We start from the raw sequence: 20,911 nt of genomic DNA, 5'->3' as shown, positions 1-20,911 counted from the left end.
GTGACTTCCCTTATAGTGCAAATGTCTGTTTAAAAATGGATTGATGAATATCACTAAGACTGACAATACCCACCAACACATTTTTTTCATCCACCACCGGTAACCGACGAAAATGGTGGGAGGTCATCCGAGAAGCAGCATCCAACACAGGGTCTTCTGGGCTACAGGTAAAGACCGATGAGGTCATAATCTCATCCACCTTTTTTTCCATAACCTTAGGATAGGTTGCTTCCATCGCTTCAAAATCCCGCCCTTTGACAGGATCAGCCAAATATTCCGAATAGCTGGGCAGCAACGCATTGAGAATATCTTTCTCAGAGATAATACCCACCAACCGGTTTATCTCATCCACAACGGGCAAGCCGCTCACTTTGAGCGCACAGATAACACTCGCCACATTTTTCAGATCATCTTCGCGATTTGCCGTCCGCACTTCACCCGTCATCACATCTTCTACACGCATGGATCTCTCCTATGGCGTTTCATTATTTTAATGCACCGTTAGGGAACCACCGGATTGATCATCCAACTCATCCAGCGCTTCACGAGCAATCTCTCGAACATCACCGTTATCATCATCCAGTCGAGCTTCCAGGTAAGGAATGGCGGTACGGTCCCCGGTTAAAGGGAGGTAGTGGCAAGCATCACCACGAATGCGGGGGTCTTTATGCTCGGTCAACTTGCACAACCCCTCGGTCAGAACCTGGGAAATACCTGAACCCTGCAACTCCTCTAGAACCACCCCGACCCCCAGGCGGGTGTTTATACCCACTTTATCGTCCCCCAAAAGATCCACAAATGCCGAGAGATGCTTGGGTTGATTACGTACAATGGTCTCCACCAACTGGCGCTGACCTGAAGAGAACAGATGGTCAAAATAGAGCGCCATACCTTTAGGTTCACGTCGCTGCGCCAACCAGTGTCTCAACTCTGCAAGGGTCAATGCCCCCGTAAAAACAAACGGCCCAAGGCTTAGCCATGGTACCGAACGCACACCACGGGTGGCCGCTTCTTCTGGAAACCGCTGTACATTGAACACCTCCAGCTTGGCCAGCTCACCGGTCTCTAATAGCTCAGAGAGTGCTGTAAGCATGGTGCTGCAGTGGGGGCATCCTGGCCCCATGAGTAAAATCGCCTGTGGTCTTGGCATTGTCCTTTAACCTATCCTCTCACCCACACTTCCCAGATCCACTGTAATGCAAACCCAGGTCTGGAATCATCCCTCAAATATCATCCGAGCTATCCGGCTTCAATGTCAGCATCATCAAGACAGCATCTTCCCGGCCATGGTGACCCAGTGGGTAATAACGAGGTCGCACCCCCTGGTGGATAAAACCCAGCTTCTCATATAACCCAATGGCCGCTCCGTTAGAAGCCCGTACCTCCAGCTCCAACCGATCACCTGCGCGACGACCAACGCCCTGGATTAACCCTTCCATCAATATCAGACCATAACCATGGCGACGTTGTTCCGGCTCGACGCCCAAGGTCATGACATGCCAACTCTCATATTGGGCTCGGGCAATGGCAAAACCCACCAGCCGTTGTTCAAGCCACCCCACCAGAGCCACACTCTGTTCGCGCAGCTCCTCTGCAAACATACCCTCTGTCCAAGGCTTGGGCGAGATATGATAATCCAACTCTGCCAAAGCAACACAGTGGCTAGCCAGCATGGGTGTCAGATGCATCATGGCAACTCTTCCAGCACAACATCCTGTTCTTGGGCAAAAAACTGTTGTACCGCTTCAAGGTCATAAATACAGGTTGCGGGCGGTAGACCTGCAACAAAACGTTTACCATAACCACGGCGGCTTATACGTGCATCCAACACAGCAATCACCCCCCGATCTGTCGCACGGCGCAACAAACGCCCCGCCCCTTGTTTTAAGGTTAGAATCGCCTGAGGCACAGACAGTTGCATAAAAGGGTTACCACCCTGACTTTCACAAAACCGATTACGCGCGGCACTTATGGGATCATCTGGTGGGGTAAAAGGTAAACGGTCGATCACCACCATAGAGAGCGCAGCCCCCGGAATATCTACCCCTTCCCAGAAGGTGCTGGTTCCTAATAACACGGAGTTTTCTTGGGTTTTAAACATCTCCAACAAGGCCCGTTTGGGACGTTCGCCCTGCACATACACCGGGTAGGGTATGCGACGGGCTAACACTTTTTCCACCTGGCCCATCATACGATAGCTGGTAAACAGACAGAGCGCACGACCACGGCTGGCTTGAATAAGATCTACCAGCTCTTCAATAAACATATTGGCAAAACCCGGTGCATTGGGTTCGGGCAAACGCCGGGGTAGGTAGAGACGTGCCTGACGGGGATAATCAAAGACCGGGGGTAGCTGCTCGCAGGTCGCAATTTCCGGGTCTAGCCCCAATTGGCTCATAAAATAGCTAAACCCTTTTTCCCCCTTACCTGTCGAGAGTGTGGCCGAGGTAAAGATCGCACACTGCACCCGTGGATAGAGCATCTCACGCATGGTCTGCCCCACGTTGAGGGGAGAGGCTTGTAAAAACACCCCACGGTTCCGTGTCTCATACCAGTAGATACGTTCGGGGTCATCCAAGGTACGGATGGTGCCGGATGCAATCAGCAGTTTTTCCAAACGTCGGCCACAACTGCCCAGGCCAGCACTACGTTCTAGGTGAGGTTCAAGCAGCTCTGCCAATTTATGCAGGGTCTGTTCACAGCGCACCAAAGCTCGGCCCGCCTCTTGTTCCAGATGCTCAGGCGCCAGGGCATCCCGACTATTTTCTATCGGAAAAGCGGTCCGTAGAACAGCCGCGCTCTCCTCGACCACCGTAAGATGATGCAACAGGTCAGGATCATCCATCCCCACCATATCCATCTCTCGGCGGCAATCCCGAGCCAGTTCCAACATTTGATAATTACTGACCTCCAACCCAAAAAAACGGGTGACTACATCAGGAATTTGGTGGGCTTCATCAAATACCACCACCTGATAATCCGGTAAAATCTCACCAAAGCCCCCCTCCCTAACCGCCAAGTCTGCAAAAAACAGATGGTGGTTAACCACCACCAATTGTGACTCTTTGGCCCGGGCGCGGGCTTTAAACAGGTAGCACTCCTGCAGATCAGGGCACTCCTGCCCTAAGCAATCATCGCCATTGGTCGAAAGCTCTGGCCAGATATCCAGTTTTTCTGGGAGGTTGGTTAACTCATCACGATCCCCTTGCACCGTAAAAGCCGACCAGTCTGAAATAACATCCAACCACTCACGGGCTTCACTACGCAGCATTTGGCTATTGGCCCGCATCTGCTTAAAACGGTGTAAGCACAAATAGTTTGCACGACCTTTTAATAAGGTGGCACTAAAACGGGTCCCTACCACTTGCCGTAAAAGCGGTAGATCTTTTTCTAAAATTTGATCCTGCAACGCTTTGGTTGCGGTGGAGACCACCACCCTTTTACCCATGGCCAACAAAGGCAGCATATAGGCTAAGGTTTTACCGGTACCGGTACCGGCCTCGACCATGAGCAACCCCTCCTCCTGCACCGTTCGGGCAATGAGCTCTGCCATACGGACCTGGGCGCCACGGGGTTCATAATTCTCCAGGCTCTGAGCCAGGGCACTTTCGGGACCAAACAGGGTTTGTGTCCAACTTTCAATTTCGTCCATGGAATCCACAATAATCAAAACGCATGCGTATTCATGCGAACCAATGATGATGACGCCGCTCAAAGCCAAAGGCAACCATGCACGGAGGGGAAGCTGAGATTGACGCTATGGGCTCCCCCCCCTACAATGGCCAACCATTGAATACATGACCGTCCATTTATTCACGCTATATACGATCGTGAGAAGCACCATGAAGATTGCCCGAATGTTCAAATTTGAATCCGCCCATCGGCTGCCCTATCACGATGGCAAGTGCCAACGCCTGCATGGGCACTCCTATCGTTTAGAAATGATCTTCTCTGGCACGGTGCGCCCCCCTCAGGAGAGCGACCCCCAATCCGGCTTTGTTGCGGACTTTGGTATTGTTAATGATCTGGTTAAAGATGAGCTGATTGACCCCTACCTAGACCATCGGGATCTCAACGAATCGATCCCCAACATCCCTTACACATCCGCAGAGTATATGTCTGCCTGGATTGTGGGTTGGTGCATGCGTGAGCTAGAAGGCCGCCCTGAGTTGGGGGATCTAAAAATTGAACGTGTGCGTTTGTGGGAAACCATTAATGCATGGGCTGAAGCGGATAGAAAAGATGCACAAGGGATGAATTTTCATGTCTAAAACCTATGCCATTTGTGAAATTTTTCACTCTGTCCAAGGTGAGGCCACCCATACAGGCCTACCCATGGTCTTCATTCGTTTCTCTGGCTGCCCCTTGCAATGTTCATGGTGTGATGAGCCCTTACATCGCCAACCAACCAAGGCCGAACATCTGACCTTAGAACAGATCCGTGCCCGTATTTTAGAAATAGCCCCGAACACCCCCAATATTCTTCTAACCGGCGGGGAACCCTTAATTGCCGACGAGCTCGACACCCTGGTTGAGTACTTTAAAGAACAGGAATATTGGATTGCCATGGAAACATGTGGCGAGGGGGGGGAGATCCCTGCTGAAGTTGATTGGGTGACACTATCCCCCAAAAACCCCCTGCCACAGACAGTCTATGAGCGCGCCGACGAGATTAAATTTGTGATCGGACCGGATGCCGGAGACACTGAAAAACAACAACTCAGCAGTTGCCAACACCCCAATTTTTGGCTGCAACCCCGCGCCCTGCCCTCAGGCCCAGATCCACGCGCTGTAGATTTATGCTACCGGTGGGCATTGGAAAGTGGCGGAACATGGCGCTTATCTCTGCAGACCCATAAATATATTGGGGTTGATTAAGCCCCATGCGTCCAACCGCGCCTCGCCTGCTTGTGATTACAGATACCACCGCTTGCCCGGTTTGGGAAAAGTGGATACCCGCCGCCATTGCGGGAGGCGCACAGCACATTTTATGGCGTGAAAAAACGCTCTCTGATCACGATTATCTTCACCAAGCACAATCCTTATGGGCGCTTATCACCCCATTGGGGGCCAAACTATTGCTGCATAACCGCCCACATTTATTGCCCCATGTCGCAGCTGCGGGGGTACATATGAGCGATGGGGGGGAATCTTTAGCTCCCATTCGGGCTCAAATAGGTGAACATTTACTCCTTGGGCGCTCTTGCCACACGCTTCAGGGTGCATCCCAGAGCTTTAAGCAAGGGGCCGACTATATAACCTTATCCCCTCTGTTTGCGACGCTTAGCCATCCAGGGGCCCCCCATTTAGGCCCGGAGACCTTTGCCAAGTGGGTACAGCAACTCTCTGGGCCAGTCCTAGCCTTAGGGGGAATAAATGTTGATAATGCCCATCAAGCCTATTTGGCAGGGGCACATGGCGTTGCACTGATACGGGAAGTCTGCACCTCCAGCGATCCCAAGGCTGCGGTTGAACATCTGTTAAATCATGAAAAGCGTACAAAAGCTTAGTCATGGATCATTTTTTATTCATCTTCTACCGACTGCCTTTGTTACACTAGCGGTGTGCATGACGCTGGCAAGTGCCCTATAAGAGGCGGGTTTACAGGACAAAAAGTCAGTTACATGCGGTCAGTATCTGCAACGAACAGACTTATTGACCCATAAATATTGGTATCGAGCGTGTGCACGAACCACTTTCAGAGGGAGGGCAGTCATGTTTCAACTCAGTGCCGATGGTGCCAACGCCACCCTGACTTTGGACGGCGATTTAACCATTCAACAGGCAGCCGAGCTGAAGGAAAGCTGTGTCAATGCTGTGCAAAACAGTGAAAACCTAGCCCTTAACATAAGCGGGGTCACCCGTGTGGATCTGGCTGGAATACAACTGATTTGCGCCATGCATCGTGCTCTGGTTGATGGTGGTAAGCACCTGACCATTCAAGGAGAGGTACCCGAGGCTTTTCGTGAAACCGTCCGTATTGCCGGTTTCCAAGCATGCGTGGCCTCGGATCAAACCCAATTGTGGAATGCGGGAGAGTAAAGGAAATGGCCAAAACGATTATGACGGTGGATGATTCATCCAGCGTCCGACAGATGGTAAGCATCACCCTTAAAAGTGCCGGCTACACCGTCGTTGAAGGGGTGGATGGGCAAGATGCGCTCACAAAGCTTAAGGCATCACCGGTGGACATGGTCATCACCGACCTAAACATGCCCAATATGGATGGCATCACCCTTATTCGTAATTTACGGGCACTACCCGCCTTTAAATTCACCCCCATTGTGATGCTTACAACTGAATCTCAAGCCAGCCGTAAACAAGAAGGCAAATCGGCAGGGGCAACAGGATGGATTGTCAAACCATTCAAGCCAGATCAGTTATTGACGGTAATTAAAAAAGTATTGCGTTAAAACACGTGCTTTAACGTACCCAAACAGAGACGACCTGCAACCGGGGAGTTGGGATCCATGTCCGTGGAAATTGATACCAGCGCATTTACCGAAGAGGCCTACGAACTTCTATCGGAACTGGAAGATTCCCTTCTGGAATTGGAGGAAAACCCCACGGATATGGATCTGATTGGGCGAGTATTCCGAGCCATGCACACCATCAAAGGCTCTGGGGCCATGTTTGGCTTTGATGAAGTTGCCGAATTTACCCATGATGTGGAAACCGTCTTTGATAAAGCTCGGGAAGGGGCCATCCCTGTTACCAAAGAGCTTATCGATCTCACCCTTGCTGCGCGTGATCAGATCCGCAGCATTTTGGATGAAGCTGGCGGTGGTGATCCTTCGGACAAAGATAATGCCCAGCGTATTATCTTAGGCCTGCGCGCCCTACTGCCAGGCTCAGAAACCAGCAGCGACTCCCCAGCCAATGAAGAGCCCGTTCTTGAAGATGCTGAAGAGGAGCTTGAGGGTGGCTTGCACACCTTCCGCATCCGCTTTAAGCCCGATGCCAATATCTTTATGACCGGAACCAACCCACTGCTCTTGGTTGAAGAGATTATGGAGTTGGGGTCTACGAAGATCATTGGGATCAGTGACTCCATCCCGCCTTTAGCCGAAATGGACCCTGAGCAGTGCCATACCAACTGGGAGGTGTTTCTTACCACCGACCAGGGGGAAGAGGCCATCAAAGATGTCTTTATCTTTGTTGAAGATGAGTGTGACCTGAACATTCGGCGGATCGACCGTGAAGAAGATGTAGACGATCAGGCCGATGTCAAACGGCTGGGGGACCTGCTGGTTGAGCGTGGCGATATTGATAAAGATACGCTAGAGAGCATCACCAACCCCCTGGGTGACCGTCTGGTACAAGCGGGATTGGTCAGCAAAGGGCAAGTGGATGCCGCACTAACCGAGCAGAAGGTTGTTAAAGAAAAACAAGCGACCAATAAAGTTCGGGAACAGGCCGCCAGTGTACGGGTACCTTCTGACAAGCTAGACCAGCTGGTGGACTTGGTTGGTGAGCTTGTCACCGTCCAGGCCCGGTTAAACCAAACGGCCCACAGTGAAGCAAACCATGACCTTCAGCTCATTGCAGAAGAGGTCGAGCGGCTCACCAGTGAACTGCGGGACAACACCATGTCCATCCGCATGCTGGCCATTGGCACCACCTTTAATAAGTTTAAACGCTTGGTTCGCGACCTCTCTAAAGAGCTGGGTAAACAGATTGAACTCACCACCTCCGGTGCGGATACAGAGCTGGATAAAACGGTTATTGATCAACTGAATGACCCTCTGGTTCACATCATTCGTAACAGCATTGATCATGGTGTGGAAGGACCAGAAGAGCGCAAGGCCCTAGGCAAAGAAGCTGCTGGGACGGTCCATCTTTCGGCCGAGCATAGTGGTGCGAGCGTACTTATTCGCATTACCGACGATGGTGCGGGACTGGATGCCAACCGGCTACGCACCAAAGCCATTGAAAAGGGCCAACTGCCTGCAGATCTGGAAATTACCGATAAAGAGGCTTACCAGTTAATCTTTGGTGCCGGTTTTTCAACAGCAGCCAAGATTACCAACGTCTCTGGACGCGGTGTTGGTATGGATGTGGTGCGTAAATCCATTGATGCACTGCGCGGCTCGGTGGATGTCGACAGTGAACTGGGTAAAGGCACCTCTATTACCTTAAAACTGCCCCTGACACTGGCGATTATTGAGGGCCTGTTGGTACAGATCCATGATGAGTACTTTGTACTCCCCTTGGCCGCTGTTGAGGAGTGTGTCGAACTAACCCGAACGGATGTTGCCAACACACATGGTCGGCAGGTTATCAATGTACGGGGTCACATTGTTCCGTATATCCGTTTAAGAGAGCGGTTTGACATTGGTGGTCATCCACCGGATGTGGAACAGATTGTTATTTCTGAAGTTGAAGGCCAGCAAATGGGCTTTGTTGTCGATCATGTCATTGGGCAGCACCAGACGGTGATTAAATCTCTGGGCAAAGGGTTTAAACATCCCGATGAATTTTCAGGGGCAACCATCCTGGGGGATGGCACAGTCGCACTGATTATTGATCTGTCTAAGATGGTTCGCCTTGCTGAGCGTCAGGAACTGACTGGCACCAACGGTTAATCAAGCCTCATCGGCAGGCATGACACCTTACATCCCAAAAAAGCCAAAGGCCTGCTATGCAGGCCTTTGGCTTTTTTATTTCTCATGTCATAACGTGCTTTTGCGTTACTTACTCACCCAAATGTTTCAATAGCACTTCGGCCAGACCATCCGGTTGAAATTTACCAACAAAGTCATTGGCCCCAACCTGCTTGGCATGCATCCGGTTCGACGGGTTACTCATGGAACTATGCAAAACCAGTGGAATAATCCCTAGGGATTCATGTTCTTTCACCCGGCGGCAAAAGGTAAAGCCATCCATACCTGGCATTTCGATATCTGAAATAATCAGGGCAAAGCTGGATTTACTATGAACCTCTAAATCCCTTTCCAACTCTGCCATGGCCTCACGGGCATTGGAGAAGCTCTCATAGCCCAAGCCAAGGGTTTGCAGGGCTTGTTCCAACAAACCCCGAGCCGCGCCGGAGTCATCCGCAATCAGTACTTTACGTCCACCGAGATCCAGTGCCTGGGTTCGTTCAACAAGATCTTCAGAGAGACGGTGTTTAATTTGCAACACCTCTTCAAGCACTTTTTCAACATCCAATACCTGAATGGTTTGCTCATCATCGGTATACGCGGTTGCTGTCAGATAGTTTGCCGAGGAGAGGGAGCCCGGCTCATTAACCTCTTCCCAACTTCGGGTAATTAAAACATTGGGTCGGTTGATCAACAACCCCTGGGTGGTGTTGCTGTATTCACAAACAATGATGTAGGTGATACACCCTGCCCGTGGCTGGGAGTTCAACCCCAATGCAATAGAGAGATCGAGTACTGTGACCGCTTCACCTCTAAACCGCATGGTACCGATTACAGCACTCGGCGTACCCGGAACTTGGGTAATGGTGTCAGGCGTTTCAATCACCTCAATAATTTTGAAGACATTGATGCCATAAAGCTGCTCATCCGATAAGAAAAAGGTGAGCATCTCCATCTGGTTTGAGAGTGCCAAGTTGGCTCTCTGGTCAACTTCATCCAACAATTCAGCCATTTTTGCCCCCAAGATTGACCCAAACACTTAGACATCTATTCACACCCATCATTGTACACTGTCCCATGGTGCAAATGTGTGCTTTTTTATTATGAATCACATATATCGATCTATTTCTTCCCGACCATAAGAGACGGAGCCTTCATTAAAAGAAAAGACTGTTTCTCTTATTCTAAGCTATTGCCCTGGGTTACCCAGGCATGCCAGCCCGGTCTAAAGGATCGGCACAAACTTTAGCAGTAAGAGATAGAGACGATATACATATCCCGACAAAATATCTTCATAAGGTTTGGGTCTTATTCATCCCAACCCCACAGGACAGGGCGCTTTGATCCTGAGCACAAATACACTTAAAATACATGGTATTATGATTATATCACATCCATTAAAGCTTTTTTATCCTGACTCTTTAATGCAGGATAATGGTGAAGCAGCAACTGCGCACCGGTGCGATGTTTCAATTCACAAAAGAGATTAACCATCAAGTTCATCATGGGTTCTAACAACGACAAAGGTGGCGACTCAACCATAAGCAGCTCAACCAACACCGTTGCCAAGGGTTCTTTGTACGCATATTTGGCATAGATCGCGGCCTTAAAGATGGGTACTTCAAAATCACGATGGGCTTGCCACTCCATCTGATTCAACTGTTGAAGCGCTTTTCCAGGTAGTTCTCGATCGGAAAAAACCATTGCATCGGCTTTGGTTTGCTCATAAGCAGTAAAACAGGTTGAGATCGGGGTCGTGGGCTGTTGAATATCGTTTAAAAGCTGTTCCATACGTTTATCCCAACTGTTCTTCTCCACCACACGCGCCGCCCCACAAGACAACCACGCCAGCCTGCTGGGATCAGCAAGAACAGCTTTCACCTGAGCCACCAAAGATTCTGCATCTTCATAGATGAGGATATCCTCATCAGGTGTAAAAAAGTCCGTCAAACTTTCTGCCATATTGGTCACGACAACAGAACCACAACTGCTACCTTCAAAATTACGCGGATTAAAGACACCATGGTGGTTCTGGTTGAAGACCAGCTTACTGCAGGAAAAGAGTTTGGCTACCTCCTCCCGCCAAATACCTTGGGTAAAATGGGTTTTTAAACCTGCCTGTTCTAGAGCTTGAAGTAAAGCAACACGCTCTGGACGTTTTTCAGGGTCCATATCGCCAACAAAAACAATATCCAAATTCCGCTCATGCTCAGGATAAGGCCGATACACATGGTGATCATATGCATGGGGCAACCACTGAACAGAAGGGTGTCCAACCTTCTCAAATAGAGGGATATATTGTTTAAAGCTTACAAATATACGATCAAACAACTTGGCATATTCCTGCTGCCACCCCCCATTAAAGTGTGGATCAATACTGTAGTACCAACATGGGCATGGCGCTTCCATCAAGCCACTGGGGAAAAATTTCTGCCCAGACTCCATCACAAAAATAGCATCTGGCTGGAACCCTTCAGGTAACCGTTGCAGAATCTCCTGAACAGAGGTCGCCGTTTCACACCCCGCCCGCCACCCTGGCTCCTGACAACGCTCATGGCCCACCCCAACCGCACAGACCTGAAAGATCTTTCTAAGGCTCTGCTCAACAAAGCTGGCTGTCGTACCATAATGGTAACCATAGAGAAGAAGAAGTCGGCTTATCTGTTTACTACTTGTACGCATCATGATCTTTTGTTTCCTATATATTATAGGCTTACACATCATAACGATGGATCTTATTGGGACCTTTAGAATGAACAGAGTATACTACTGTTTTACAATCTATGAAAAGTCACATGCGCGGGGCATACTACTTGCGATCAAACTTGTCATGGCTGGGTTTATTGGCTATAGATGATGCGTGTTTATCTATATTTTTAGCCAATACGCGTTTATAAAATTTTAACCATGTGTGTCTGTAATAATATGCAAGCTGACCGCACCATACGTGTCCTGATTGTCGATGACTCTTTTACGGTTCAAAAAACACTGGGGCGCATACTCAGTGAAGATCCGGAAATTGAAGTCATCGGCTGCGCCTCAGACCCTTACGAAGCCGCTGAACTCATGCGTACACAAGCACCCGACGTGATTACACTTGATGTCGAAATGCCGCGTATGGATGGGTTAACTTTTTTACGTAAGCTCATGCGTCAACACCCCATTCCAGTGGTCATGTGCTCCTCCATCACACCGGAGAATTCCGATAAAGCGATGGAAGCCTTGGAGCTGGGCGCGGTTGAAGTTTTCACCAAACCCAAACTGGGCACCGCGCAACATCTGGAAGAGATCAGCATACAGTTTTGCGATGCCATTAAAGCCGCTGCTAAAGTACGTTTTGGCAGTAAACCCCCAAGCAAACCTAAAAGCAGCAGCCCAAAAGCAGCCCCCAAAAGAGCGTTAAAGGTATCACCCAAATTAACGGCAGATGCGGTCATCCCACCTCGGGAACCTAACCGTTGTCGGGCTGTGGCGGGCCAGGGTCGCATGATCGCCATAGGTGCATCAACCGGTGGAACAGAAGCCTTAAAATCTGTCCTAACCCAGCTTCCCTTAGATTGCCCACCCATTTTTATTGTCCAGCATATGCCGGCTCAGTTTACCGGTTCTTTTGCCAGCAGATTAGACGAACTGTGCTCCATACGGGTCAAAGAGGCCGTTAATCAAGTCATTGTCACACCTGGTATGGCCGTGATTGCTCCTGGTGATAAGCATATGCTCATCCGCTATACTGCCGGCAACTACCGGGTTGAACTGCGGGATGGTCCTTTGGTCAGTCGTCACCGACCATCGGTTGATGTGCTCTTTCGCTCAGCCGCCCAGTTTGCTCCTGGTGTGGCCATAGGTGCCATCTTAACCGGCATGGGGGATGATGGTGCCCACGGCATGCTTGAAATGCATGATATGGGCAGCCAAACCGTTGCTCAAAATGAAAAAAGCTGTGTGGTCTTTGGCATGCCCAAAGAGGCCATCACCTTGGGTGGGGTCGATCATATTTCTGATCTTACACGCATACCTTCTCTGCTAATGCAGTTAAGTGAGTAAGCCATGAGCAAACCCCTCTTACCTGGCCAATCACCCTTAACAGACAAAGAGTTCCAACAGTTAGCCCTGCTTATACAACGGCAACTGGGCATTCAGATGCCAGCCTCAAAAAAGACGATGCTCTCTGCACGCATACAAAAACGTCTAAGGTTGCTCAAAATGCAATCCATGCAGGAGTATGTTCAGTGGGTCACAGACCCATCAAAAGCAGGCCAGGAATATATTAATTTTCTGGATATCGTCACAACCAACAAAACAGATTTTTTTAGAGAGCCGATTCATTTTGATTTTTTAACCCACACCATTTTTCCACAAATGAGTCATCTTGGTTATGGCACAGGACGTCCGGTAAAAATATGGAGTGCGGGCTGCTCAAGCGGTGAAGAACCCTACACCATTGCCATGGTGGCAAAAGAGTATGAACAGAGCACTAAGCAAGCCTATAAAGTGGATATTTTGGCCACAGACATCTCCAGCAGGGTGCTGAAAAAAGCCCAAAATGGTGTGTATGAGATGGAACGGATTGCACCGGTTTCTCAGGCACTGCGAAAAAAATATCTCCTACGCCACAAAGACCCAACCCAAAAAAAAGTACGTATGGGACCTGAGCTACGCGAGATGCTTCGCTTTGGGCGCTTAAACTTTATGGATGGTGAGTTTGGACTTAAAGAGAAGATGCATGTCATCTTCTGCCGCAACGTCATGATCTACTTTGACCGCCCAACCCAAGAACGTCTGGTCAACCAGTTTTGCCACTATCTGGAACCTGGTGGTTATCTCTTTATTGGCCACTCTGAGACATTAAATGGCCTAAACGTTCCTGTCACCCAAGTCAAACCAACCATCTATCAGTTTGGTTAACACCCGCCGCCCTTACATATGCTGCTCTTGTTTTAGTTTATCTAGAGCGTGCCTAAGCTCCATTTTTACCGCTTGCTCGACTTGGGTTGTAAAAGGGCCAAGCTTATTAAGGATGGAACGCCCTTCAGCAGAACCATAAAAGTCCACTAAGGCACGAAGCTCCATCGTTGTGAAATGTTTAACCAACAGATGGACCGATATCTTTTGTAAGCGGTTTTTGTCGATCAACTGCTGCATTAATGCATGGAACTTCAAGCGATCATGTTCAGGCAACTGCTCAGCATAGACCTGGATCATTTCATTTAAACGTGTCTCAACAGGATGCAGCTTGGCATACTTGGTGGCGGCTTTTTCGCGATTTTTGGGTGTGTCAGGAACAGAGGGCGGGGCAGAAGGCCCAACCTGTACAACAATACGCCGCGGCTCGGCATGAACAAACAGCACATTTACCGTGATCAACAGCGTAAAAACAGATAAAAACATGAAGCGTTTTTGCAAAACCACGCCCTCACATACCCCCTAATTAGAATCCAGTCATCCCCGACCTAAATAGAGATCTCATCACGCGCCAAGGGGCAATAACGCTGGTATGAACACCCCTTCAATAGACGCTAAGCAAAGAGCACGTGAGCCCCCTACCCTAGAATGGATAAACCCAACCGAGCTTGGCTCGGCCACGGCCTTACATATCATCCGTACACTTAAAAGGTCTCAGCGGTTTCCCCCTCTAAGATGGGGTCATAAAAACTATGAAGTGCCGCTTTAGGCCGGGGTGCTTGTGACCTCACTTTAAAGGCCAGTTCAGCTTCTGAAAGGCGGGTTTGGGGGGTTTGCCAATTTGCAGGAGGTTTGAGTGCATCCAACCCTGGGCCACGTGGCTGAACCAAGGCATTCAATGATGCTTGGCCTTGATAGCGCATCAAATAGATCGCCTGTCCATGGGTCACACGTTTTACATAGTGTCGGGTTTCAGCAAAGGGTATCTCCTCAATAAAGGTCAAAGCATCCATTTTATCCCGGCGCCCTTTCCACATCTTGGCGCGTCCAGGCCCCGCATTGTAAGAGATCAACGCCAGGGCCATATCCCCTTCATGTCGTGCAAGCATACGCTGAAGATAGGATTGCCCCAGAGAGAGATTATATTCAGGACGCAAAAGCTTTAATTGCGTTGCCCGGGGTAATTTTAAAATACGTGCTTCACCCCGAGCCGTCGCAGGCATAAGCTGCATCATCCCCATCGCACCCGCCGAGGATTTAATGCGGTGGTTAAACAGGCTCTCTTGGCGTACCGTGCCCCATACCGCCGCAGGATGAAGCGTCCAGCCCGTAGCGGGCGCCCAGCGCCCTGGCTCTGGATAGAGACCGCGCCATAGCTTCCCACCACCACTGTTCCGTAAAGCGGAGGCGGTACGGATAACATGGTGAGGGTCTTGATAATTTTCAGCCAGGCAGATCTGCTGCATCGGGCTGAGTTTTAACTTCTTGGCAATGCGTTTAACCTCAGAACCGACATAGTAGGCACGGTCCATACGCACCAACTTTGCCATACGCAAACGTGCTGTTTTTAACAAGCCATCCTCAAATGGCACATCATTACAGGTCAGCTTACGCCCCCCAATATTATCCGCTGTGAGCGACCCTTTGAGCCGCTCAATGGCTAACAGGCCATAAAACGTATCGGGATGTTTGGTCGCTTTACGCAGCCACTTATTAAAGGGTTTGCCCTCTTGTTCTAACAGCTTTGCTGTCCAATAAGCCCCTTGGCTTGCACGGTTACGATCTTTGGCATGAAGACCTAAACGTCGGAAATTATTAAGCGCCACCTCTTTTTTACCCAGTTTTAACGCACTCCAACCCGCCATCCAGGTGGAATCAGCCAAGCGGCCGGTTGATTCATCCGCATTGGCCTGGAGCAGAAGGTGGGCCTGTGAAATTTTTTCACGTAGGTAGAGCAGATCCTTACCAAAGCGATAGCGCAGTGACGCGCGCACCTTTTCACTCAGGTATCCCCCCTCAACGCCCATTAACAGCGCGATGGCGGCTGTACGTCGCTTATGACGCCATAGCCCCATAATCCGGGCTTCCCACAAGCGCCCATCCATCTTGTCTTCAGCATTGAGCGTCTGATAGTGTTTTTTAAAACTGCCCCGCCCATAATAGGCCGAAGCCAGGGCACGGAAATAGTCCGCCCGACCTGGATCAAAGGCTTTAATAATCTTCTCTAGCCCCTTCACCCTTTTTTTACGGATATACACCCAAGCACGCGCTTCATGGTCGCTTTGACTTAAGCGAGGGGAAAAGCGGGTCCGCAACTGTTTTTCCAACCCCTTATACAGCGCATTGCCCTCTCGATAGAGGCGTCGCCAAATGGGCCATGCTTTATCAAAGCGTTTTTCATGGACCAGCGCTTCAAGATAACGAACCCGCTGGGCTGTTTTACCGGATTTAATGGTTCTATTTTGGTACCAGTCGGCAACGACACGGTGATTTTTATGACTGATCATCCGCTGATCAAGCAAACCACGCACACGATACGCCAATGGGTGGTCAGGCCACTGTTTTAAAAAGGCCTGAAGACGTGAAACTGTGGCCCGATAATCGGGATGAAACAAGCGTTCCCAAGCCACATAAGAGGCCAGGAAATCATCTTCCTCCCAAAAATCATTGCGCAACAAGTCTGCAGGCAACTGCGGCTTAAGAAGGGCCGAGAAACGCTTTTTAAAACGCTTTTCCAAACTAAATTTAGCCCAAGGCCGCCGTATTTTTGGTCGGGGCGTGGCACGTTGAACATGGACCACTGTTTCAGGTGTTAGGGATCTCTTCTGTGCATCACTGCTCGGTAGCAATGGTTTTTGGCTATTGAAATGATTGATTGTATCCAGGGTCACAAAGGTCTTGCGCACAGACTTGGCAGCCGGTGTCCCTTTGCGGGTAGGAATAGTACGAGGCGCAGGCGTGGCACGTTGCTCTGTGGAAACATGCCCAGAGACCGATGCTGCTGTTGCAGGTACAGCGGACCACAACGATCCCGGCAAAACCCACAAGCCCGCCAAGACCCCCAGCCACCCCACCGTTGTATTGATAGGCCTTTTCACCACGCCATTCCTTAGCCTGTTCTGAGCAAAAAAGGTCCGCACTACCCATCCATGGGCTTAAGGCGATTAACCCTCTGCAAAAAGCGCTTCAACAAAATCTGTAGGATCAAAGGGTCGTAAATCCTCTACCCCTTCACCCACACCAATAAAGCGGATGGGAAGATCAAATTGCTCACAAATACCCACCACCACACCGCCTTTGGCGGTTCCATCCAGCTTGGTAATCACCAACCCGGTGAGACCTAAGGCTTCATGGAAAATCTTAACCTGATTAATGGCATTTTGGCCGGTTGTTGCATCCAATACCAACCAGATATCCTGAGGTGCCGTTGCCTCCAACTTTTGGACAACCCGCTGAACTTTTTTGAGCTCTTCCATCAAGTTGGATTTGGTGTGCAAGCGACCGGCTGTATCGGCAATGAGCAAGTCCGCACCCCGACTACACGCAGCGGCATAGGCATCATAAATCACCGAAGCAGAGTCCGCATCCTGCCCTTGGGCAATAACCGGAGTCTGGGTGCGCTCACCCCAAATTTTTAGCTGCTCAACGGCTGCTGCACGAAAAGTATCCCCGGCAGCGAGCAGCAGGTTATGACCTTGCTCACGGTAATACGCACTTAATTTACCAATGGTCGTGGTTTTACCCACCCCATTAACCCCCACCACCAAAAGAGCATGGGGGCCGGGCGTAATCATTTCCAAAGGTCCATGGTGACGGCTTAAACGCTCACCAATAACCTTTTTGAGCATTCCTTTAACCGCTTGGTCTCCCTCTGGGGCTTCCTTGGGAAAACGCTCACGGGTCTCCGCGATAATACTCTGTGCCGTCTCAACCCCAAAGTCAGACATGATCAGTAGATCTTCTAACTCTTCAAGCAGATCATCATCTAAGGCCTGACCGGTGATGATGGTCTCTAGCTTTTGGGTAAAGCTTTTACGGGTCTTGGCCAGACCTTTGCGCAGCTTGTCAAAAAACGCCATAGTACATTCCAACCCCAAACGCCCATGTACAGCAGATCACCATGCAAGGGTCGTGCAATGGGTAACAACAGATGAAAAAAGAGCAGGTTTCTTTAAACCCACCATCCCGCCATGTAACGACCTGTCAAATTATTGGAGGGCCGCATGGGTTTTATCGGTCCCTTCCAGCTTGGCCACAGTGTCTTCCAGGTCATACCACCAGAACTCTTCACCCCGATAACCGATAAACCGAGCTTTGATCTGCCCAGCATCGCCCAAAATAAAAAAGGATGGGACAAAAGTTACCTTACGGTTTAACTTCTCGTACTGGGCTGGGGGATGATCATGATCAACCTGCACCAGGGGTAATTTTTTTGACATGGCGGTTTTAGGGTAGACCTCAGCCACCTCATGTTCAAAGCGGCGACAATAAGGGCAGTGTTCTGCACCAAAATAGACCAATGTACCGACTTCCGCCTGTACCTGTTCAGCTTGGGCAGGTTGACCGGCGCCAAGTAACAGACCCAGCCCCAGGACCACTACCCCAGTTAGCAGACGTATCATTCATTACCCTCCAAATACAGCCGTGGACATCCACACCAAACACCGTTTAAATAGACTATTATGGCCCAAGTAGAGCTTTCTGTCATCATCCCTGTCCTTAACGAACAGGAGAGTCTCCCCATCCTGCTAAGGCAACTTCAGCAGCAACAGGGTGTTATGCTGGAAATTATTGTCGCAGATGGTGGTTCTAAAGATCGCTCCCAGTACATTGCCCAACAAGCCGGTGCAACCTGGGTTAACAGTGCACCAGGCCGTGGGGTACAGATGAATCAGGGTGCCACACACAGTCAGGCGCCTTGGCTGCTTTTTTTACATGCCGACAGTGGTTTATCCCATAAAGAGCTCATCTCCACAGCTTTAACAACCTTACGTCAAACGCAGCAGAAATCTCCCCATGTTGCCGGACACTTCCCTTTAAAATTTACAGGCGCTAACCCAGCTATTTTAAAAAAACTTTGGTATAACCAAGCCAAAACCTATTTAAACCGCCATCAGGTCATTAATGGTGATCAGGGGATGATGCTACACCGAGATTTTTTTGAACAACTGGGTGGATTTGATACCACACTGCCTTTTCTTGAAGATCAACGCTTGGCGGCCGCTGTGCATCAACGGGGCCGATGGATCACACTACCCGGCCTTTTAGAGAGCTCTGCACGTCGTTTTGAACAAGAAGGCGCGTGGCAACGGCGACTGCTGAACATTATGATTATGACAGCATATAGCCTACCCTTAACCGCTTTTTTTAAACAGGCCGGGACCCTGTATCGGCAACAAGCCAAGACCGGTCAACTACACTTATCCCCCTTCTTTAAGAGCATGAAAGAGCTTGGAACAGTACGGTATAACGAGGCACCCACCACACCATGGGGCCGCGGTGGGCACTACCTACAACAGAACCTATGGCAGTTTGCTTTTATGCTGGACCAAAAACAGGATCAAGCCCCCCTGCATACCCCATGGCTTGATCGATATGACCGTTTTATGGCCCCAATACTGGAACATGCCACCCTGCGCCCTTTGTGGACGGGAATGATCTGGATTCTCTTTCATCTCATGTGGCTCTATTGCTGGTTTCAGGAGAGATATAATGGCTAACCAGACACTTAAAGATGATTACATCCGTAGCAAACAGCGGGGGTTTAAAGAGGCCGTTGGTCGTGTCAACAGACAGCTACAACAGTATGCGGATACCCAACCAGAACATGCACCTATGGTGGAGACGTTGGCACATCTGTTTGCCAACGCCTGGTTACGTAGCGAGGTTCATCCCGATTATACCCAAGCCGTCACCGCTTTATCACGCAACCCAGAGCACCAATTTTTAGTGAACCTGTTGCTCAAAAGGCTGGATGATCGCCATTTTGTGCAAAGTCACCTGAGTGCCGCACTGCAGAGCACACCCGAACACCCAAGACACCAAAGAGCCGCTTGGCTATTGGCACAACATGGTCAAGATCTTCAGCAAACCACACAGGCTATTCTTGATCAGTGGCAACAGAGCAGCTTACAACCGACGGCGGATTTTCAAGCCATTACACGTCAGGTTGGTGCTGAAGAAAAATCCAGGTACAGCGAGCGGCTCGGCGAATATGAACAGCAAAGGCTTGAACTTATTGATGCATTACCTGAGCAGTTCGGGTCAGAAACACCTTTTGAAAAAGTAGGCATTATTCCACGCATGGCCTGCCCACAGAGCTGCCGTCATTGTATGTTTGTCTGGCGACCTGTTATGCGAGACCTGCCTGATCCATCCCCACTTTATAAACAGATCAATCGGCTTACCAAGCAGGTTCTCTTTACAGGCGGGGATCTTACCCCTGTCTTGGAGGGATTTCATCAAGCCATTGCCAGCATGCCCCGCATCCGTCTGTTTGCTATTCTTCTTAATGGTGACTTCGCCAAGGATGATCACGCCACTCGAGCCGTATTACAGGGCTTTCAGCACGCTCTGAATCAACGCAGTAAAAAAGCAGCACCCGCTGAAATTATTTTACAGATCAGTTTTGACGAATTTCATCAGGAAATTTTAGCGGATCGGCACGGCCAACTGAAAGAGCGCATCGCTGTTGCCAACATTGCGCGTATTGTTCAAGCAACTGCGGACTATCCACAGATTAAGCTCTCTCTTCTGCATAAACAAAATAGCCTCAATTTTTCTGAGGCCCTGTTCCGCGATGGTGTGTTTGCCCGCCTGACCCAAGCGCTTAACCACATGGGGGAATCGCTGGAGCTACTGCAAGTGACCAAGACCCCAACAAAAAAACGCCACCCCGTGGATGCCAATACCCAAGCGCCGGTCATTCGCGAAGCGCTCATGGTCCTTAAACGCACCCCTGACCAACCCATTCATTGGATGAGCGGCACCACAGATACCTATGGCCGCGCCGGTTACCTAGAGCCCAGTCAATTTGTGAATGATCGCATGCAACTGGATGCCTACCTACAGGGTACACCCATGGAAGAGGAGTTTGATACCGACCCCATGGTATGGCTGGATGGCCATGTTTCACTCTTTTCAGCAACCCATATCACCATGGGGCATCTGTTCCAGGAGTCGTGGGAGACCATATTAGGTCGTTGGCGTCGTGACCCTTTACTCGACGCCCTCAAACGCTTTGACCCCAAACTTATATCGCTGTACCAACAACTCAAACCTGACACAGATCTCTCTCAACTCAACTGCACCAGCCCCCATCAACTGTTTCATTACATGACCGAATCCGCAGCGATTCGCTTACAGTTGACCCAAAAATTAGTGGATCAATCCATGCCTTGAAACAT

Annotated in this window: 20 protein-coding genes; 10 read left to right on the top strand and 10 right to left on the bottom strand. The window is 49.8% G+C overall.

The window, feature by feature from the left end; genetic code table 11:
- Positions 1 to 10: 10 nt before the first annotated feature.
- The 4 genes from V5T57_RS04140 to yoaA all read right to left on the bottom strand — a co-directional run bounded on the left by V5T57_RS04140 (position 11) and on the right by yoaA (position 3,652).
- Entirely contained in the window at positions 11 to 463 is a 453-nt protein-coding gene (locus V5T57_RS04140) for a CBS domain-containing protein (RefSeq protein WP_332889900.1), read from the bottom strand.
- Between the two features lie 27 nt (positions 464 to 490).
- Complete coding sequence (locus V5T57_RS04135) at positions 491 to 1,150, bottom strand: thioredoxin family protein (protein ID WP_332889899.1); 660 nt, start codon at positions 1,148 to 1,150, stop codon at positions 491 to 493.
- Between the two features lie 73 nt (positions 1,151 to 1,223).
- The gene (rimI, locus tag V5T57_RS04130; RefSeq protein ID WP_332889898.1) at positions 1,224 to 1,691 is read right to left on the bottom strand and encodes a ribosomal protein S18-alanine N-acetyltransferase; all 468 of its coding nucleotides are present in this window, start codon (positions 1,689 to 1,691) and stop codon (positions 1,224 to 1,226) included.
- Positions 1,688 to 3,652 (bottom strand): DNA repair helicase YoaA, encoded by a 1,965-nt coding sequence (gene yoaA, locus V5T57_RS04125; RefSeq protein WP_332889897.1) that lies wholly within the window; start codon positions 3,650 to 3,652, stop codon positions 1,688 to 1,690. The genes rimI and yoaA overlap by 4 nt, the downstream gene beginning before the upstream one ends.
- A gap of 190 nt (positions 3,653 to 3,842) precedes the next feature.
- On the opposite strand from yoaA, the gene V5T57_RS04120 reads away from it, so the two are divergent.
- From V5T57_RS04120 to V5T57_RS04095, 6 genes are all read left to right on the top strand, one after another.
- Entirely contained in the window at positions 3,843 to 4,271 is a 429-nt protein-coding gene (locus V5T57_RS04120; protein WP_332889896.1) for a 6-pyruvoyl trahydropterin synthase family protein, read from the top strand.
- Positions 4,264 to 4,878, top strand: a complete 615-nt coding sequence (locus V5T57_RS04115; protein WP_332889895.1) for a 7-carboxy-7-deazaguanine synthase QueE — start codon at positions 4,264 to 4,266, stop codon at positions 4,876 to 4,878. The genes V5T57_RS04120 and V5T57_RS04115 overlap by 8 nt, the downstream gene beginning before the upstream one ends.
- Positions 4,879 to 4,883: 5 nt before the next feature.
- Positions 4,884 to 5,510 carry a thiamine phosphate synthase gene (locus V5T57_RS04110; RefSeq protein WP_332889894.1) on the top strand — a complete coding sequence of 209 codons (627 nt, stop codon included), beginning with the start codon at positions 4,884 to 4,886 and terminating at the stop codon, positions 5,508 to 5,510.
- A 205-nt stretch (positions 5,511 to 5,715) separates the two neighbouring features.
- Positions 5,716 to 6,042: an STAS domain-containing protein gene (locus tag V5T57_RS04105; RefSeq protein WP_332889893.1), complete on the top strand. Its 327-nt coding sequence runs from the start codon at positions 5,716 to 5,718 to the stop codon at positions 6,040 to 6,042.
- A gap of 5 nt (positions 6,043 to 6,047) precedes the next feature.
- Positions 6,048 to 6,413: a response regulator gene (locus tag V5T57_RS04100; RefSeq protein ID WP_332889892.1), complete on the top strand. Its 366-nt coding sequence runs from the start codon at positions 6,048 to 6,050 to the stop codon at positions 6,411 to 6,413.
- 57 nt (positions 6,414 to 6,470) lie between these two features.
- Positions 6,471 to 8,585, top strand: coding sequence for a chemotaxis protein CheA (locus V5T57_RS04095; protein ID WP_332889891.1), 2,115 nt, complete (start codon positions 6,471 to 6,473; stop codon positions 8,583 to 8,585).
- Positions 8,586 to 8,694: 109 nt separating this feature from the next.
- Here the strand turns inward: V5T57_RS04095 and V5T57_RS04090 are convergent, their stop codons facing one another.
- On the bottom strand, positions 8,695 to 9,615 hold the full coding sequence (locus V5T57_RS04090) for a chemotaxis protein CheV (RefSeq protein WP_332889890.1): 921 nt from the start codon (positions 9,613 to 9,615) through the stop codon (positions 8,695 to 8,697).
- A gap of 371 nt (positions 9,616 to 9,986) precedes the next feature.
- Complete coding sequence (locus V5T57_RS04085) at positions 9,987 to 11,288, bottom strand: CgeB family protein (RefSeq protein WP_332889889.1); 1,302 nt, start codon at positions 11,286 to 11,288, stop codon at positions 9,987 to 9,989.
- A gap of 222 nt (positions 11,289 to 11,510) precedes the next feature.
- Between V5T57_RS04085 and V5T57_RS04080 the strand changes: the two genes are divergently transcribed.
- Together V5T57_RS04080 and V5T57_RS04075 are read left to right on the top strand one after the other, a co-directional pair.
- Positions 11,511 to 12,647: a protein-glutamate methylesterase/protein-glutamine glutaminase gene (locus tag V5T57_RS04080; protein ID WP_332889888.1), complete on the top strand. Its 1,137-nt coding sequence runs from the start codon at positions 11,511 to 11,513 to the stop codon at positions 12,645 to 12,647.
- Positions 12,648 to 12,650: 3 nt separating this feature from the next.
- Entirely contained in the window at positions 12,651 to 13,508 is an 858-nt protein-coding gene (locus tag V5T57_RS04075) for a CheR family methyltransferase (protein WP_332889887.1), read from the top strand.
- Positions 13,509 to 13,520: 12 nt separating this feature from the next.
- Here V5T57_RS04075 and V5T57_RS04070 read toward each other — a convergent pair whose 3' ends face one another.
- From V5T57_RS04070 to V5T57_RS04055, 4 genes are all read right to left on the bottom strand, one after another.
- Positions 13,521 to 13,991 (bottom strand): DUF2059 domain-containing protein, encoded by a 471-nt coding sequence (locus V5T57_RS04070; RefSeq protein ID WP_332889886.1) that lies wholly within the window; start codon positions 13,989 to 13,991, stop codon positions 13,521 to 13,523.
- 218 nt (positions 13,992 to 14,209) lie between these two features.
- Complete coding sequence (locus tag V5T57_RS04065; protein ID WP_332889885.1) at positions 14,210 to 16,603, bottom strand: lytic transglycosylase domain-containing protein; 2,394 nt, start codon at positions 16,601 to 16,603, stop codon at positions 14,210 to 14,212.
- 66 nt (positions 16,604 to 16,669) lie between these two features.
- Complete coding sequence (gene ftsY, locus V5T57_RS04060) at positions 16,670 to 17,584, bottom strand: signal recognition particle-docking protein FtsY (RefSeq protein ID WP_332889884.1); 915 nt, start codon at positions 17,582 to 17,584, stop codon at positions 16,670 to 16,672.
- Between the two features lie 129 nt (positions 17,585 to 17,713).
- Complete coding sequence (locus V5T57_RS04055; protein WP_332889883.1) at positions 17,714 to 18,127, bottom strand: TlpA family protein disulfide reductase; 414 nt, start codon at positions 18,125 to 18,127, stop codon at positions 17,714 to 17,716.
- Between the two features lie 60 nt (positions 18,128 to 18,187).
- Between V5T57_RS04055 and V5T57_RS04050 the strand changes: the two genes are divergently transcribed.
- A complete protein-coding gene (locus V5T57_RS04050; RefSeq protein ID WP_332889882.1) occupies positions 18,188 to 19,225 on the top strand; it encodes a TIGR04283 family arsenosugar biosynthesis glycosyltransferase in 1,038 nt (345 codons plus the stop codon).
- Entirely contained in the window at positions 19,218 to 20,906 is a 1,689-nt protein-coding gene (locus tag V5T57_RS04045; protein ID WP_332889881.1) for a hypothetical protein, read from the top strand. Before V5T57_RS04050 ends, V5T57_RS04045 begins: the two co-directional genes overlap by 8 nt.
- Positions 20,907 to 20,911 lie beyond the last annotated feature (5 nt).

This window comes from Magnetococcus sp. PR-3 (assembly GCF_036689865.1).
Taxonomy (GTDB): Bacteria; Pseudomonadota; Magnetococcia; order Magnetococcales; family Magnetococcaceae; genus Magnetococcus.
This window is presented reverse-complemented; position numbering and strand designations above follow the sequence as displayed.